12 protein-coding genes are annotated in these 15,477 nt (G+C 73.9%); 10 read left to right on the forward strand and 2 right to left on the reverse strand.

All coding sequences use genetic code 11. The features are described 5' to 3' along the window. The first annotated feature begins 186 nt into the window (after window positions 1–186). The 7 genes from DOO78_RS09745 to DOO78_RS09775 all read left to right on the forward strand — a co-directional run bounded on the left by DOO78_RS09745 (window position 187) and on the right by DOO78_RS09775 (window position 9,175). The gene (locus DOO78_RS09745; protein ID WP_111469557.1) at window positions 187–1,218 is read left to right on the forward strand and encodes an AAA family ATPase; all 1,032 of its coding nucleotides are present in this window, start codon (window positions 187–189) and stop codon (window positions 1,216–1,218) included. After that, window positions 1,211–2,113, forward strand: coding sequence for a DUF58 domain-containing protein (locus DOO78_RS09750; RefSeq protein ID WP_111469558.1), 903 nt, complete (start codon window positions 1,211–1,213; stop codon window positions 2,111–2,113). Before DOO78_RS09745 ends, DOO78_RS09750 begins: the two co-directional genes overlap by 8 nt. A 71-nt stretch (window positions 2,114–2,184) precedes the next feature. Continuing rightward, complete coding sequence (locus DOO78_RS09755; protein WP_111469559.1) at window positions 2,185–4,980, forward strand: DUF4159 domain-containing protein; 2,796 nt, start codon at window positions 2,185–2,187, stop codon at window positions 4,978–4,980. Window positions 4,981–4,982: 2 nt separating this feature from the next. Beyond that, window positions 4,983–6,155 carry a low temperature requirement protein A gene (locus DOO78_RS09760; RefSeq protein WP_111469560.1) on the forward strand — a complete coding sequence of 391 codons (1,173 nt, stop codon included), beginning with the start codon at window positions 4,983–4,985 and terminating at the stop codon, window positions 6,153–6,155. After that, on the forward strand, window positions 6,152–8,278 hold the full coding sequence (locus tag DOO78_RS09765) for a hypothetical protein (protein WP_111469561.1): 2,127 nt from the start codon (window positions 6,152–6,154) through the stop codon (window positions 8,276–8,278). Before DOO78_RS09760 ends, DOO78_RS09765 begins: the two co-directional genes overlap by 4 nt. Before the next feature lie 2 nt (window positions 8,279–8,280). Further along, entirely contained in the window at window positions 8,281–8,667 is a 387-nt protein-coding gene (locus tag DOO78_RS09770; RefSeq protein ID WP_111469562.1) for a hypothetical protein, read from the forward strand. Window positions 8,668–8,956: 289 nt separating this feature from the next. Beyond that, window positions 8,957–9,175 carry a hypothetical protein gene (locus DOO78_RS09775; protein ID WP_111469563.1) on the forward strand — a complete coding sequence of 73 codons (219 nt, stop codon included), beginning with the start codon at window positions 8,957–8,959 and terminating at the stop codon, window positions 9,173–9,175. Window positions 9,176–9,330: 155 nt separating this feature from the next. On the opposite strand, the gene DOO78_RS09780 is transcribed toward DOO78_RS09775, so the two are convergent. Next, window positions 9,331–10,401: an acyltransferase family protein gene (locus DOO78_RS09780; RefSeq protein WP_165838813.1), complete on the reverse strand. Its 1,071-nt coding sequence runs from the start codon at window positions 10,399–10,401 to the stop codon at window positions 9,331–9,333. 251 nt (window positions 10,402–10,652) lie between these two features. Between DOO78_RS09780 and DOO78_RS09785 the strand changes: the two genes are divergently transcribed. From DOO78_RS09785 to DOO78_RS09795, 3 genes are all read left to right on the forward strand, one after another. Next, on the forward strand, window positions 10,653–11,339 hold the full coding sequence (locus DOO78_RS09785; protein WP_111469565.1) for an ankyrin repeat domain-containing protein: 687 nt from the start codon (window positions 10,653–10,655) through the stop codon (window positions 11,337–11,339). Between the two features lie 666 nt (window positions 11,340–12,005). Next, window positions 12,006–13,166, forward strand: a complete 1,161-nt coding sequence (locus tag DOO78_RS09790; protein ID WP_111469566.1) for an OmpA family protein — start codon at window positions 12,006–12,008, stop codon at window positions 13,164–13,166. 597 nt (window positions 13,167–13,763) lie between these two features. Then, on the forward strand, window positions 13,764–14,303 hold the full coding sequence (locus DOO78_RS09795) for a hypothetical protein (protein ID WP_111469567.1): 540 nt from the start codon (window positions 13,764–13,766) through the stop codon (window positions 14,301–14,303). A 19-nt stretch (window positions 14,304–14,322) separates the two neighbouring features. On the opposite strand, the gene DOO78_RS09800 is transcribed toward DOO78_RS09795, so the two are convergent. After that, the gene (locus DOO78_RS09800) at window positions 14,323–15,405 is read right to left on the reverse strand and encodes a Zn-dependent alcohol dehydrogenase (protein ID WP_111469568.1); all 1,083 of its coding nucleotides are present in this window, start codon (window positions 15,403–15,405) and stop codon (window positions 14,323–14,325) included. Window positions 15,406–15,477 lie beyond the last annotated feature (72 nt).

The raw sequence follows: 15,477 nt of genomic DNA on the forward strand, positions 1-15,477 counted from the left end.
GGGACAAGGCAGGCCACCGACGGGCCGCATCAGGTTCTGCACGACTGCCTCCCCATTCAACGCTTTGTCCGAACCGCCCCTGGCCATAGGCTCTGTCATCCACATGTCCGGGTGGCGCCGCAGCGACGCCGCAGCCCCGGGGCGCCGCCGAGGACGCCCGGGGCCAATATAGGGATCGGGTCTGGGATGATTGAAGTGGCGGGCTCCAGGTCGGACGGCACGAACGCGAGCCCGGGCGAGACCGTCGCCCTGGTCGCCGAGGTGGAGGCGCTGGGCGAGCGCCTGCACCGGGTGCGGCAGGCGGTCGGGCGGGTGATCTTCGGCCAGGAGGAGGTGGTGGAGCACACGCTCATCACCCTGCTCTCCGGCGGCCATGCGCTGCTGGTCGGCGTCCCCGGTCTCGGTAAGACCAAGCTGGTCGAGACGCTCGGCACCGTCCTCGGCCTCGATGCCCGGCGGGTGCAGTTCACCCCCGACCTGATGCCGGCCGACATCATCGGCTCGGAGGTGCTGGAGGAGGGCGAGGCCGGCCGCCGCGCCTTCCGCTTCCTGCCCGGTCCGGTCTTCTGCCAGCTCCTCATGGCCGACGAGATCAACCGCGCCAGCCCGCGCACGCAGTCGGCGCTGCTGCAATCGATGCAGGAGCACCGCGTCGCGGTCGCTGGCCAGATCCATGCGCTGCCGACGCCCTTCCACGTGCTCGCCACGCAGAACCCGATCGAGCAGGAGGGCACCTATCCGCTGCCCGAGGCGCAGCTCGACCGCTTCCTGCTCGAGGTCGAGATCACCTATCCGGACGAGGCGGCGGAGCGGGCCATGCTGCTCGCCACCACCGGCGCGCAGGATGCCCGGCCGGTGCAGGCGCTGACCGGGCCGGAGCTGATCGCGGCGCAGGCGCTGATCCGCCGCATCCCGGTCGGCGAGGGGGTGCTGGACGCCATCCTCCGCCTGGTGCGCGGCGCCCGGCCCGAGACCTCGCCGCTGCCGGGCATCGGCAAGCAGCTCGCCTGGGGCCCGGGGCCGCGGGCGGCGCAGGCGCTGATGCTGGCGACCCGGGCCCGGGCGGTGCTGGATGGCCGCCTCGCCCCCTCGATCGAGGACGTGCTGGCGCTCGCCGCCCCGGTGCTGCGGCATCGCATGGCGCTCAATTTCTCCGCCCGCGCCGAGGGCGTCGCCATCGCCGATGTGATCGAGACGCTGAAGGCGCAGCTTGGCTGAGCCGCGCAAGCCGGACGCGCCCGGCCAGACGGCGCTGCGGGCCGAGGCGCTCGGCGCCCGGCTGCCGCCCCTCGTCGTCGCCGCCGACCGGATCGCCGCGACCGTGCTGCAGGGCGTGCATGGCCGGCGCCGCGCCGGCCAGGGCGACGCCTTCTGGCAGTTCCGCCCCTTCCTCCCGGGCGATGCCGCCGGCCGCATCGACTGGCGGCAGAGCGCCAAGAGCGACCGGCTCTTCATCCGCGAGACGGAATGGGAGGCGGCGCAGACGGTCGCGCTGTGGTCGGACGCCTCGCGCTCGATGGAATGGCGCTTCGCGGCCGGCCGCCCGAGCAAGCGGGAGCGGGCGGACCTGCTGACCGCGGCGCTGGCGGCGCTGGTGCTGCGCGGCGGCGAGCGGGTGCGGCTGATCGGCGGGGCGGGGCGCAGCCATGCCGGCCGGGCCGGCCTCGCCTCCCTGGTGGACAGCATGGGGCTGGTGACCAAGTCCCGCGCCCTGCCGGTGCCCGATCCCGGCCTGCCACGGCATGCGCGGGCGGTGCTGATCGGCGACTTCATGGCGCCGCTGCCGGAGATCCACGCCGCCATCGCCGCCCTCGCCGCCTGGCCGGTGCGGGGCCACATCCTGCAGGTGCTCGACCCGGAGGAGGAAACGCTCGGCGAGGGCAACCGGGCCTATGCCGGCCGCGTCCTGTTCGAATGGGGCGCGGGCGGCCAGAGCATCCTCGTGCCCCGGGTCGAGGAGGCCCGCCCGATCTATGTCGAGCGCCTGCGCCACCACCGCGAGGGCATCGCGGCCATCGCCGCCGCGGCGGGCTGGGGCTTCATGACGCACCATGTCGACCAGCCGCCGCAGACGGCGCTCCTCGCCCTGTGGCAGGCCCTCGGGCCGGATTAAGGGCCCGATCGCATGCCCTCCCCCGCCCGGCCGCCGCGCCCGCGCCCCTGCTCCCGCTCCCCGGGTGCCCCATGCTGAGCCTCGGTCCCGTCGCCTTCGCCGCGCCCTGGCTGCTGCTGGCCCTGCCGGCGCTGCCGGTCCTGTGGTGGCTGCTGCGCGTCACCCCGCCCGCCCCGCGGCGGATCGGCTTCCCGGCGCTGCGCCTGCTGCGCGACCTGCCGCTGGCGCAGGAGACGCCCTCCCGCACCCCCTGGTGGCTGCTGCTGCTGCGCCTGGTCGCCGCGGCGCTGCTCATCCTCGGCCTCGCCCGGCCGGTCTTCGGCCCGGGCCTCGGCACCGCCGGCGGCGAGGGCCTGCTGCTGCTGGTGGTGGATGACGGCTGGGCCGCCGCCGCGGGCTGGCCGGCCCGCATGGCGGCGGCCGGCAGCGCCCTCGACCGCGCCGGCCGCGCCGGGCACGGGGCCGCCCTGCTCGCCACCGCGCCGGCGGAGACCGGCGAGGCGCCGCGCCTGCTCGGACCCATGCCGGCCGAGGATCTGCGCGCCCGGCTCGCGGCGCTGCGGCCGAAGCCCTGGGCGCCCGACCGCGCCGGCGCGCTCGCCGCCTTCCAGGCCTGGCGCGCAACCCATGCCGGCCCGCTCGCCACGCTGCTGGTCAGCGACGGCACCGAGGATCCGGCCGAGGGCGCCGGGCCGCTGCAGGCGGCGCTGGCCGCGGCCGGCACGCTCACCCTGGCCCGCGACGAGGCGCATCCGACCCGCCTGCTGCCGCCGCCCGTGGCCGAGGCCGACCGCCTGCGCCTGCGGGTGCTGCAGGTGCCGCAGCCCGCGGCCTCGGAGGCGGTGGTCCTCGCCCGCACCGGCGATGGCCGCGCCCTGGCCGAGGCGCGCCTGCCGATCGCGGCCGGCGCCACGGCCGGCGAAGGCGTGCTGGAGCTGCCGCTCGAGCTGCGCAACCAGGTGGTCCGGCTCGATCTCGAGGGCGAGTCCGGCGCCGGCGGCGTCGTGCTGCTCGACGAGCGCTTCCGCCGCCGCCCGGTCGGCCTGCTGCCGGCGGTCGAGGAGAGCGCGGACGCGCCGCTGATCGGCGACCTCTACTACCTCGACCGCGCCCTCGCTCCCTTCGTCGAGCTTCGCCGCGGCACGCTCGAACGGCTGCTGGCGCGGCCGATCTCGGTGCTGGTGCTGGCCGACCGCCCGGTCGGCGAGGGCCCCGACCGGGCGGCGCTGACCCGCTGGGTGGAGCGCGGCGGCACGCTGATCCGCTTCGCCGGGCCGCACATCGCCGAGCGGCAGGACCCGCTGCTGCCGGTGCCGCTCAGGGCCGAGCGGCAGCTCGGCGGCGCCCTCTCCTGGGAGCAGCCGCAGCACCTCGCCCCCTTCCCCGAGACCTCGCCCTTCGCCGGCCTGCCGATTCCGGCCGAGGTGACCGTCGAGCGGCAGGTGCTGGCCGAGCCCTCGCCGAACCTCTCGAGCCGGAGCTGGGCGCGGCTCTCGGACGGCACGCCGCTGGTCACCGCCGAGGCGCGGGGCCAGGGCCGGATCGTGCTGTTCCACGTCACCGCCAATGCCGAGTGGTCGAACCTGCCGCTCTCCGGCCTCTTCGTGCAGATGCTGCGGCGGATCGTCGCCCTCTCGGCCGGCATCCAGGGGGTGGAGGGCGATGCCCCCCTCGCCCCGCTGGAGACGCTGGACGGCTTCGGCCGGCTCGGCCCGGTCCCGCCGGCCGCCGCGGCGCTGCCCGCCGCGGCGATCGACACCGCCGCACCCTCGCCGCGCAACCCGCCGGGCTGGTACGGCAGCCCGGGCCAGCAGGCCGGCGGGGCGGCGGCCGAGGCCACCTACCGCCGCGCCCTCAACCTCGGCAGCGGCCTGCCGGGGCCGCGCGCCGCGCCGCCGGCGCCGCCCGGCACCCGCCTCCTCGCCATCGGCGGCATCCCGGCCGAACGCGACCTCGGCCCCTGGCTGCTCGCCCTCGCCCTGCTGCTGCTGGCCATCGACCTGGTGATCGGCCTCATGCTGCGCGGGCTGCTCGGCCGGCCCGCGGCACGGGGGCCGCGCGCCCCGGACCGCGCGGCCGGCGCGGCGGCGCTGCGCGGCGTCGCGCTCCTCCTGCTCCTCGCCGCCGCGCCGGCCGCGGCGCAGCCCGCCGACCCGAACCGGGCGACGGACCCGGCGCTCGCCACCCGCCTCGCCTATGTCGTCACCGGCGATGCCTCGGTGGACGACACGCAGCGCATGGGCCTCGTCGGCCTGTCGGACTTCGTCAACCGCCGCACCGCCGCCGCGCTGGCCGAGCCGGCGGCGGTGACGCCGGGCCAGGACGACCTCTCCTTCTACCCGCTGCTCTACTGGGTGGTCCTGCCCGACGCGCCGCAGCCCGAGCCGGCCGCGGTCGGCGCGCTGAACGACTTCATGCGGCATGGCGGCATCATCCTGTTCGACACCCGCGACGAGGGCTCGGGCGCGGGCTTCGCCAGCGGCGCCGGGGCGGCGCTGCGGCGCGTCACCCGCGACCTCGCCATCCCGCCGCTGGCGCCGGTCGCCGAGGACCATGTGCTGAAGCGCGCCTTCTACCTGCTGCCGGAGCTGCCGGGCCGCTTCGCCGGCGGCCAGGTCTGGGTGGCGCGCGACCAGGACCGGGCGAATGACAGCGTCTCGCCGGTCATCATCGGCGGCCATGACTGGGCCGCCGCCTGGGCCATCGACGGCCGCGGCGGCAACCCCTTCGCGGTGATCCCGGGCGGCGTGCGGCAGCGGACGCTGGCCTACCGCTTCGGAGTCAACCTCGTGATGTACGCGCTGACCGGCAACTACAAGGGCGACCAGGTGCATGTGCCGGCCATCCTGGAGAGGCTCGGCAATTGAGGATGCCGTTCGCCGCCGGCAGCCTGCTGCGCGAGCGCCTGCCGCCGGGCGAGACGCGCGTCGCCAATGTCGAGTTGTTCTTCGACCTGGTCTTCGCCTTCACCATCACCCAGGTCTCGCACACGCTGCTGCACCATCTCGACCTCGCGGGGGCGCTGCGGACCGGGCTGCTCTTCCTCGCGGTGTGGTGGGTGTGGATCTACACCGCCTGGGTGACGAATTTCCTCGATGCCGACCGCACCTTGGTCCGGCTCATGCTCTTCGTCCTGATGCTCGCCGGGCTGGTGCTCTCCATGGCGCTGCCCGAGGCCTTCGCCGAGCGCGGCCTCGCCTTCGGCCTGGCCTATGCCGTCATGCAGGTCGGGCGCGGCGCCTTCGCCGCCTGGGCGATCGGGCCGGGGGAGCCGGCGCTGCGGCGGAATTTCCGGCGCGTCCTCGCCTGGCTCGCCCTCGCCGCGCCCTTCTGGGTGGGCGGCGGCCTGGCGGAGGGCGGGATGCGGCTGCTGCTCTGGGCGATCGCCCTCGGCATCGAATACGCCGCCCCCTTCGCCTATTTCTGGACGCCCGGCCTCGGCCGCTCGACCACCGCCGACTGGCGCGTCGAGGGCGGCCACATGGCCGAGCGCTGCGCCGGCTTCATCCTCATCGCCCTCGGCGAGACGCTGCTCGTCACCGGGGAGAGCTTCTCCGAACTGGCCTGGGACGGGCCGCACGCCACAGGCTTCATCATCGCCTTCCTCGGCTCGGCGGCCATGTGGTGGCTGTATTTCCATCTCGGGCAGGAGCGCGGCGCGCATCACATCACCCGCTCCGCCGATCCCGGCCGCATGGCCCGGCTCGGCTACACCTATCTCCACCTGCCGATCGTCGCCGGCATCGTGGTGGCCGCGGTGGGGGACGAGATGGTGCTGCGGCATCCGGAGGGGCTGGCCGCGCCGGCGGCGATCCACTGCATCATCGGCGGGCCGGCGCTCTACCTGCTGGGCCTCGCGCTGTTCAAGCGCATCAGCCTCGGCCAGTTGCCGCTCTCGCATCTGGTCGGCCTCGCCCTGCTCGCGGTGCTGGCGACCGTCGCGCATGAGCTGCCGGTGCTGCTGCTGGCCGGCCTCACCAATGCCGCGCTGATCCTCGTCGCCACCTGGGAACATGTCTCGCTCGGGGGCCATGCCGCATGACCCAGGCCTTCGCGGGCATCGATTTCGCGCCCATCCTGCCGCCCTGGCTGCTCCTCGCCCTCGCCCTGGTCGCGCTGCTGGCGCTCATCCCGGCCTTCTGGCGCCGGGCGCGCGGCGCGCCGCTGCGGCTGCTGGCCTTCGCGCTGATCCTGCTGGCGCTGGCCAATCCGCGGCTGGTCGAGGAGACGCGGGAGACGCGGCCGGACATCGCCCTGCTGCTCGTCGACCGCAGCGACAGCGCCCGCATCGGCAACCGCGCGGCGCAGATCGAGGCGGCGCGCGGCGCGCTCGAGGCCCGGCTCGGCCGCCTGCCCGATCTCGAATACCGCACCGTCGAGGTGCCGGAGGGCGGCAACCAGGGCACCCGCCTGGTCACCGCCATGGAACGCGCCCTCGCCGAGATCCCGCGCGCGCGGCTCGCCGGCGTCATCGCGCTGACCGACGGGCAGGTGCACGACGTCCCCCGCGGGCCTGCCCCGGACGCCCCCGCCGCCGCGCCGATCGAGGCGCCGTTCCACGCCCTGCTGCCCGGCCGCCCGGGCGAGGTGGACCGCCGGCTGCGCGTCATCGAGGCGCCCGGCTACGGCATCGTCGGCCGCAGCGTCGAGCTGCGGGTCGCGGTCGAGGATCTCGGCCTGCCGGAGGCCGCCGGCGCGGCGCGGCTCTCGATCCGGCGCGACGGCGCGCCGCCGCGGGTCGAGAGCGTGCCGGTCGGGCGCGAGCACCGCATCGAGATCCCGATCGAGCGCGGCGGCCCGACCGTCGTCGAGCTGGCGGCCGAGGCGCGGCCGGGCGAGGTCAGCGAGCTCAACAACCGCGCCGTCGTCACCGTCACCGGCGTGCGCGACCGGCTGCGGGTGCTGCTGGTCTCGGGCGAGCCGCATGCTGGGGAGCGCACCTGGCGGCGGCTGCTGAAGGCCGATCCGGGCGTCGACCTGGTGCATTTCACCATCCTCCGCCCGCCCGAGAAGGACGACCTGACGCCGCTGAACGAGCTGGCGCTGATCGCCTTCCCGGTGCGCGAGCTGTTCCAGGTGAAGCTGCGCGAGTTCGACCTGATCGTCTTCGACCGCTTCGCCAATCGCGGCATCCTGCCGCCGGCCTATCTGCGCAACATCGCCGACTATGTCCGCGGCGGCGGCGCGCTGCTGCTCTCGGTCGGCCCGGAATTCGCCGGCCCGGCGAGCCTCGCCGCCACGCCGCTCGGCGGCGTGCTGCCGGCGCGGCCGAACGGCGAGGCCGGCGCCGGCGCCGCCGAGGGCGCCTTCCGGCCGATGGTCACCGCGCTCGGCGCCCGGCATCCGGTGACGGAAGGGCTGACCGGCGCCAATCCGGACGAGGCGCACGAGGCGCGCTGGGGCCACTGGTACCGCAGCATGCGCGCCGAGCAGCGCAGCGGCACGGCGGTGATGGAGGCGGCCGGCGGGGCGCCGCTGCTGGTGCTCGACCGGGTCGCCGAGGGGCGGGTCGCGCTGCTGCTCTCCGACCATATCTGGCTCTGGTCGCGCGGCCATGACGGCGGCGGGCCGCAGGCCGAGCTGCTGCGGCGCGCGGCGCATTGGCTGATGCGCGAGCCGGAGTTGGAGGAGGAGGAGCTGACGGCGCGGATCGAGGCGGGGCGGCTGCTGGTGCAGCGCCGCAGCGTCGAGGCCGGGCCGCCGCCCGGCCTCACCGTCACCGCGCCCGATGGCGGCACGCGCCCGGCGACGCTCGCCCCCGGGGCCGGCGGCCGGGCCACCGCCGAGCTGCCGGCCGACCAGCCCGGCGTCTGGCAGGTCTCGGATGGCCGGCGCAGCGCCTTCGCCGCCGCCGCCGCGGCGAACCCACCGGAGATGGCCGATCTGCGGGCGGACCCCACGCCGCTCGCCCCGCTGCTGGCCGCGACCGGGGGCGGCGTGCGCTGGCTCGGCAGCGGGACGGCGCCGACGCTGCCGGAGCTGCGCCGGGTCGGCCCCGGCCGCGACGCCCAGGGGGGCGGCCAGGCCGGCGGCTGGATCGGGCTGCGGCGCAATGGCGATCACACCGTAACCGGAATCGCCGCGACTGCGTTATTACCTCCCTGGCTGGCCCTGCCCCTGCTGCTCGGCGTCGCGGTGCTGGCCTGGAGACGGGAGGGACGATAGCGATGGTCGGACGATACCTGCGCGGCGTGCCGCGCCTTCTGTTGTTGCCGGCCTTGCTGCTGCCGCTGCTGCTGGCCGCCTGCGCGAGCGAGCCGCCGATCGAGGTGCGGCTGCAACCCTTCGTCGGTAAGACCGAGGCGGAGCTGGTGCAGGCCCTCGGCATCCCGAACGCCACCTACGAGGCCGGCGGCGACCGCTTCCTGCAATACGAGGAGCGGACCAGCACGGTCTATCCGGGCGATCCCTTCTGGGGCGGCTTCGGCTATCGCCGCTTCGGCGCGCCCATCGGCACGCCGCCGCTGGTGATCGTGCGGAACTGCTCCGTCACCTTCCTGCTGCGCCAGGGCCGCGTGGCGGGCTTCACCTTCCGGGGCAATGGCTGCCGCTAGACCTTGGTCCGGAATCCGACCCGCCGCGTTCCCGGATTCATCGAACGAACGTGGCGGGCCGGCAGGTCGGCGCAGGGCCTGGCGGCGTCCGCGGGACGCCGGATCGGGCTATCGGCCAAGGCCCCGGGGCCGGCCGGGCCCCACGCCATCCGGGCGCATCGCCGGCGCAGCCGGCCCGGCAACATCGCCGTGATAACGAATAGGCAATATGCGACGCTTTAAAGTTATGGTAGAAAATCCTCCGTAGAGTTCGACGAGACGGGGCGAGCCCCCTCCAGGAGAGCGGACGATGCGTGAGACAGTGCTCGAGGCCGCCACCTTGCTGGCTTTCGCGCTGGCCGCCGCCCTGCTGTGGCTGTTCGGTCGATTGGGGCGCTTGGCCGGGCGCCTGCTGGCCCGCCGCTCCGCCGAGCCCGCCGCGTCCCCCTTTCCCGACTTCAACCAGGCCGCGACGGCGGGTTTCGCCCCTGCCCTGGCCCGGACCTCGGATCGCCGCGACGGTCGCTGAGTCGCCGTCCCGGCCCGCAGCGTCGCGGGCCGGTTCGACCGCCCAGCACTAGAGCAGATCCCGGTCAGGTGGACTCACCTGATCGGGTGACGATGCTCTGAAAACAAAAGCCCAGGGCGCTTCCCCTGAACCGGTGTTCAGGGCAGCGCCCTAGGTCACCGCGGAGCGGCCGCCGCGGCCGCGCGGTGCCCGAAGGCCACGGCCCGGGGCGGCGCCCGGAAGAGCTGCTTCAGGCGCTGGCCCAGCGGCTGCTCGAGCAGGTGGAAGCAGGCCAGACCGGCGCCGATCGAGAGCAACAGGGTCGCGGCGAGATAGGCGGGCGCCGGCAGCCAGCCGAGCAGGCGCCAACTGGCGCCGACCAGCAGCGGATGCAGGAGGTAGATGGAGTAGGAGGCGTCACCGAGCCTGGCCACTGCGCCGCCTTTGCCGATGGGGCCGGCGGCGAGGGCCCCGGCGACCAGCAGCCAGGCCGGCACGCCCCAGAGCAGCACGCGCCAGCTCTCGACGAAGACGCCGCTGCCCTCCAGCGCCGCGAAAGCGCCGAGGCCGAGCAGCAGCATCGCCCGGCCGGCCGCCCGGCCCGGCAGGCGCCCTTGCCGCCACAGCGCCGCCAGCGCGAGCCCGGCGGCGAATTCGAGCAGCAGCGGGCTGGTATAGGTGCTGGCGACGGGATGCTCGGGCTGCCATACGAGCCCGGCCAGCGCCAGGAGGCCGAGCAGGGCCGAGAGCGCGCCAAGCCGGATCGAGCGCGGCAGCGCCAGGCTCGCCGCGAAGAGGAGATAGAAGAACATCTCGCAATTCAGCGTCCAGCCGGGCACCAGCAGGGGCAGGACGGCGCCGCTGGCGTCGCGGTGCGGGACGAAGAACAGCGAGAGGGCGAGGGTCTCCAGCGTCGGCTGGAGGTTGGGCATCGCCGCGGGCACCACCACCGCCAGCGTGGCGATGCCGAGGGTGACCAGCCAGTAGAGCGGCGCCACCCGCGCCACGCGGTCCCAGGCGAAGCGCAGCGGCGAGGTCGGGCGCTGGGTGCCGACCATCCACATGATGAAGCCGGAGATGACGAAGAAGATGTCGACCCCGGCCGCACCGGTGGCGAAGCCGAGATCGGCGCGGCCTGCCGCATGGTGCAGGACGACGGCCAGCGCGGCGAAGGCCCGGAGGAACTGGATCTCGATGAGGCGATGCTGGACCGGCAGGCGGCGGCGCTCCCCGGCGGCCCAGGGCATCATTCGTTCACCGCTGTGTGCGACCAAGACTCCAGCTCCTTGTTGTGAGGGTCCCCTCGCCCGATCAGGCGCTGCTGCCCGGTCGGGCCCGCCCTAAGGACCCTAAAGTGTCGGTCGCGGCTGTTCAACCTGTAGTTTCTTAGCTTCCTTAATCCCCCCGATCCAGGTTGTATCGCCCCGCCCCCTTCGCCCGGACGCCGCGGCATCGGAAGCGGGTAGCGGGTTCGCGGCCCAGGGGGTAAGCAGACGCCATGCGCGCCTTGACCCGCCTGCTGCCCCTTGCCCTGCTCGCCGGGATCGTCCTGCCGGCGAGCGACGCGCTGGCCCAATTCGCCCGGGGTCCCGGGCGGCCCCAGCGCGACTCCGCCAGCCCGAACCGGCCGCCGCCCCCTGCCCTGCCCGGCCTGCAGAACCGCACCGCGCCGGAGCCGATCCCGGCCGATCCGAACCAGGTGCTCTCGCCGAACGCCTCGCTGTTCGACGCCATCAACCGCGGCGACCTCGCGGCGGCCAGGGATGCCATGGCCCGCGGCGCGGATCTCGACTCGCGCAACGTCCTCGGCCTGACGCCGGTCGATGCGGCGGTCGACCAGGGGCGGACCGAAATCATGTTCTACCTGCTGTCGGTGCGCGGCGGGACGCGCGTCGCCGGGCCGCCGCCGGAGGCGGAGGGCGCCGCGTCCGGCAAGGCGGCGAAGGCCCGGGCCGCCCGGGCCGGCAACGGCCCGCGGCCGGCGGCGGAGGCGATCGACCGCTCGGTGCCCGTGACGCGGCCGACGGCGCGCAACCCCCGGCTCTGGGCCGGCGATGGCGGTGCCGCGAAGCCGGAGATCGGCTTCCTCGGCTTCGATGCCGGGCGGCCGGCGGGGGCGATGCCGGTGTCCACGAGCGCGGCGCCGCAGCAGGGCCGCGCCGCCGCGGGGCGCCGCCGGGGCTGACCCGCCCGGCGCCCGGGCGCCGCATCCGCCGCCCGGGATCGTCCCGGCCCGCTGACATGGCCGCTGGCGGTGCCATGGCCGCAGCCCTGGGCCGCGGGCGCCGCCATCACCGGCGCCTCCCCGTTCCATGACCCCGCCTTTGGGGGCGTCGCGGCGCCGCCGGCGCCCGGCGCAGTCCCGCGCCGTTCGCGCAGCAGCCATACCCGCGCGGGCGAGTGGGCCGACAGTGTCGCGATCTACACCGACCGTCCCATTTCGTATCACCGATCGCGCTGCCGAAGACGTTATGGCCGGGCGCAAGGAATGATGATGCTCTGACCGCTGCGGCAGCGGCGATATACTTGGTTACAGGGTGTTTCCGGCCTGAGATGCGATGTGGCTTCTTCGCCACAGCCCTCGGTTACCGGCACCATCCGGGGCAGGATCGCGCAGCCGTGCCCCTTCACCAGGGGAGAATCTGCTTTATCTCGCTGGCACTCCGACGCAACGGGTGGTGCCGGCCCCGTCCGCCTTCCAGGACTGTGGCACGGCGGCAACAGCGTCGGCGGCTCGAAAGGGGACGATTGAACCGCGGCCCCCGGAACTTCTTAGGCGGATACCCGCGTGTCGGCTGCGAACCGAGGTTTTGGTTCCCGCATCACGCGTGAGGGCAATGGAGAAAGAGGCATGAACTTCAAGAGGGCGCTGCTGGCAGCAACCATCCTGGCGGCGCCGATGGCCGCCAGCGCCCAGCCGGTCACCGGCCTGTACATCGGCGTTGGTGCGGGCGCGAACTGGGTCAACAGCCCGTCGAAGATCGACCTGAGCGGCGGCGCCACGCCGGGCAATTTCGGTCTCGCCCCGGGCGTCACCATCAACGGCGCCGGCAAGGCGAATTTCAACATCGGCTGGACCGGCGTCGCCAGCGTCGGCTGGGGCTTCGGCAACGGCTTCCGGGCTGAAATCGAAGGCAACTACCGCGAGAACGAGGTCGACAGCATTCGCGGGTTCAACCTCGCGCCGATGGGTCGGACAGGTGGCTTCCAGCGCACCTATGGTGTGATGGCGAACATCCTCTATGATTTCGACTTCGCCAATTTCGGCCTCGGCCAGAGCATCTTCCAGCCCTATGTCGGCGTCGGCGCCGGCTATGCCTGGACCCAGTGGCGCAACATCCGCGGCCAGAGCTTCGCGCCCGGCCGTGGCGGCTCGGTGTTCTACTCCGACGACGACAACGGCCAGTTCGCCTACCAGGCCATCGTCGGCGTCGGCACGCCGCTCACCTGGCTCGGCGTCACCGGCCTGACGCTGACGGCGGAGTACCGCTTCTTCGGCACGCTGCAGCCGGACCTCTTCGCCACCATCCGCAACCCGGTGAACAACGCGATCGGCGCGGCCGGCAAGGTGTCGCCGGACAACTACAACCACTCGGTCATGCTCGGCCTGCGCTACGCGCTGTTCCAGCCGCCGCCGCCGCCGCCGCCGGTCGCCACCCCCGTGGCCCCGGCGCCGGCTCCGGCGCGGACCTACCTGGTCTTCTTCGACTGGGATCGCGCCGACCTGACCGCCCGCGCGCGGGAGATCATCGCCGAGGCGGCGCAGAACGCCTCGCGCGTGCAGTCGACCCGCATCGAGGTGGCCGGCCATGCCGACCGCTCCGGCTCCGCGGCCTACAACCAGCGCCTGTCGCAGCGCCGCGCCGATGCGGTGGCGGCCGAGCTGGTCAACCGGGGCGTCAGCCGCAGCGAGATCTCGGTCAGCGCCTATGGCGAGAGCCGGCCGCTGGTCCCGACCGCCGACGGCGTGCGCGAGCCGCAGAACCGCCGCGTCGAGATCGTCCTGCGCTGACCGGACGGCGCCCCGGGTCGGACCACTCGGGGCGCCTGCCGGATCGGTTGCGGAAGATCTTGAAGGGGGGCGAAGCAGAAAGGGGCGCCGCGAGGCGCCCCTTTTTCATGCGTGCGGCCTCCTGGCGGGAGACCCGGTCCAGGCGGGAGGCTTGCGCCTGGCGCCCGAATGCGATTCGGGCGGCCGTCGATGGGTCACCATCGACGGCCGCCCGGACCTGGAGCAGATCCCGATCAGGTGGACTCACCTGATCGGGTGACGATGCCCTGAAAGCAAAAGCCTGGGGCGCTTCTCCTGAACCGGTGTTCAGGGGAAGCGCCCTGGTGTTCAGAGTGGCCTGCCGATCCGCGAGGCCCGTGGGCGGACCCACGGCCCTCGCGGGCAGGACATCAGAGAACGTTGAAGAGGTAGAGCAGAATCAGGATCGGGATGGGAATGCCGAGGAGCCAGAGGAGGATGCCGCGCATGGTGCCCTTCCGTTGCGTTTCCAATCCTCACCGAACGCAGCGCTCCGCGCCGCGCTCCCGTCCCTGGCCTCCCTGGCTTGCGACCTCGATGGTTCGTGAATATGGCTGAACGATCAGACGGGAGAGCCGGATGCCGACGCGACGTGGGGCCCTGATCCTGACCTGCGGCCTGGGGCTGGCCGCCTGCGGCACCGACCCGACCTCCCCCTATTTCTTCGGCATCGGCGATCCGATCCGCGGCGCCGGGCTGAGCGCGCCGCGCAATTTCGGCGACACCAGCCGCTGGGCGGGGCAGCCCGCCTCGGCGGCCTTCGCGGTCGAGCAGCTGGAATTCCTCACCAGTTCGCTCGCCACCGACCCACGCTTCGCGCCGGTGGTGAACCCCGCCGTGTTGCAGACGCTGCAGCGCGCGCGGACCGAGATGCGCGCCTATCTCGGCATCGCCCCCAATGCCGATCCGCAGCTGGTGATCACGGCGATGCGCCAGGTCGGCGCCGCCCTGCGCGGCGGCAGCCAGGCGCAGGCCGAGGCCGCGCTGAGCGGCGCCGCCTTCCCGGCCGGGCCGCGCAGCGTCCTCGCCCGACTGGCCGAGATGCCGCGCCTGCCGCGGACGGCGGAGGCGGCCGGCATGGTCGCCTCCGAGATGGACCGCCTCGAGCGGCGGAATTAGCCGGCCGGCGGCCGATCGGTCAGAAGGCGATCAGCTGCCGCACCACATGGCCGGTCTTCAGCCGCGCGAAGCCCTCGTTGATCTCGTCGAGGCGCAGCGTGTTGCTGATCAGGTGGTCGAGCTTCAGCTTCCCCTGCTGCCAGAGCGTCAGCAGCCGCGGCATGTCCGTGCGGAAATGGTTGGAGCCCATGGAGGAGCCCTGGATCCGCCGCTCCCGCAGGAAGTCGAAGCCGTGCAGCTCGATCTTCTGGCCGAAGGGCACCATGCCGATGATGGTGGCGGTGCCGCCGGGGCGGAGCATGGCGAAGCTCTGCTCGGCCGTCTTCTTCAGCCCGAGCGCCTCGAAGCTGTACTCGACGCCGCCATTGGTCAGGGCGCGGACCGCCTCCACCGGATCGTCGTTGCCGACCAGGACGGTGTCCGTCGCCCCCATCTCCCGCGCCGTCGCCAGCTTCTCCGGCAGGGTGTCGAGGGCGATGATGCGCGAGGCGCCGGCCAGCGCCGCGCCGTTCACCGCCGAGAGGCCGACGCCGCCGCAGCCGATCACCGCCACGGTCGAGCCGGCCGGGATGCGCGCCGTGTTGATCACCGCCCCGACGCCGGTGATGACGCCGCAGCCGACCAGGGTGGCGCGGTCGAGCGGCACCTCCCGGTCGATCTTCACCAGCGCATTCTCATGCACCAGCATCTGCTCGGCGAAGGCGGAGAGGTTGAGGAACTGGTTCATCACCTCCCCGCCCTTCCAGGAGAGGCGGCGGGACTGGCCCGGCACCATCTTCACCTCGGTGTTCTCGCAGAGCACCGTCCGGCCGGAGGTGCATTGCTGGCAGGCGCCGCAGAAGACCGAGAGGCAGCCGATGACGTGGTCGCCCGGCTGCAGATAGGTGACGTCGGAGCCCACCGCCTCCACCACCCCGGCCACCTCATGGCCCGGGACCAGCGGCAGCGGATGCGGGTAGAGTCCCTCGATGAAATGCAGGTCGGAATGGCAGAGGCCGGCATAGGCGGTGCGGACCAGCACCTCCCGCGCCTTCGGCTTCTGCAGCGCGACCTCCTCGATGGTGAGCGGCTCGTTCACCGCATGCAGGACCGCTGCCTTCATGGATCGCTCCTTCCCCCTGTCCGGCCCGTCGCTGCCGTTGCATGACGGGTAGCGGCGCAGTCTGCGCCGCCG

It is taken from the genome of Roseicella frigidaeris (assembly GCF_003258945.1).
GTDB classification, from domain to species: domain Bacteria; phylum Pseudomonadota; class Alphaproteobacteria; order Acetobacterales; family Acetobacteraceae; genus Paracraurococcus; species Paracraurococcus frigidaeris.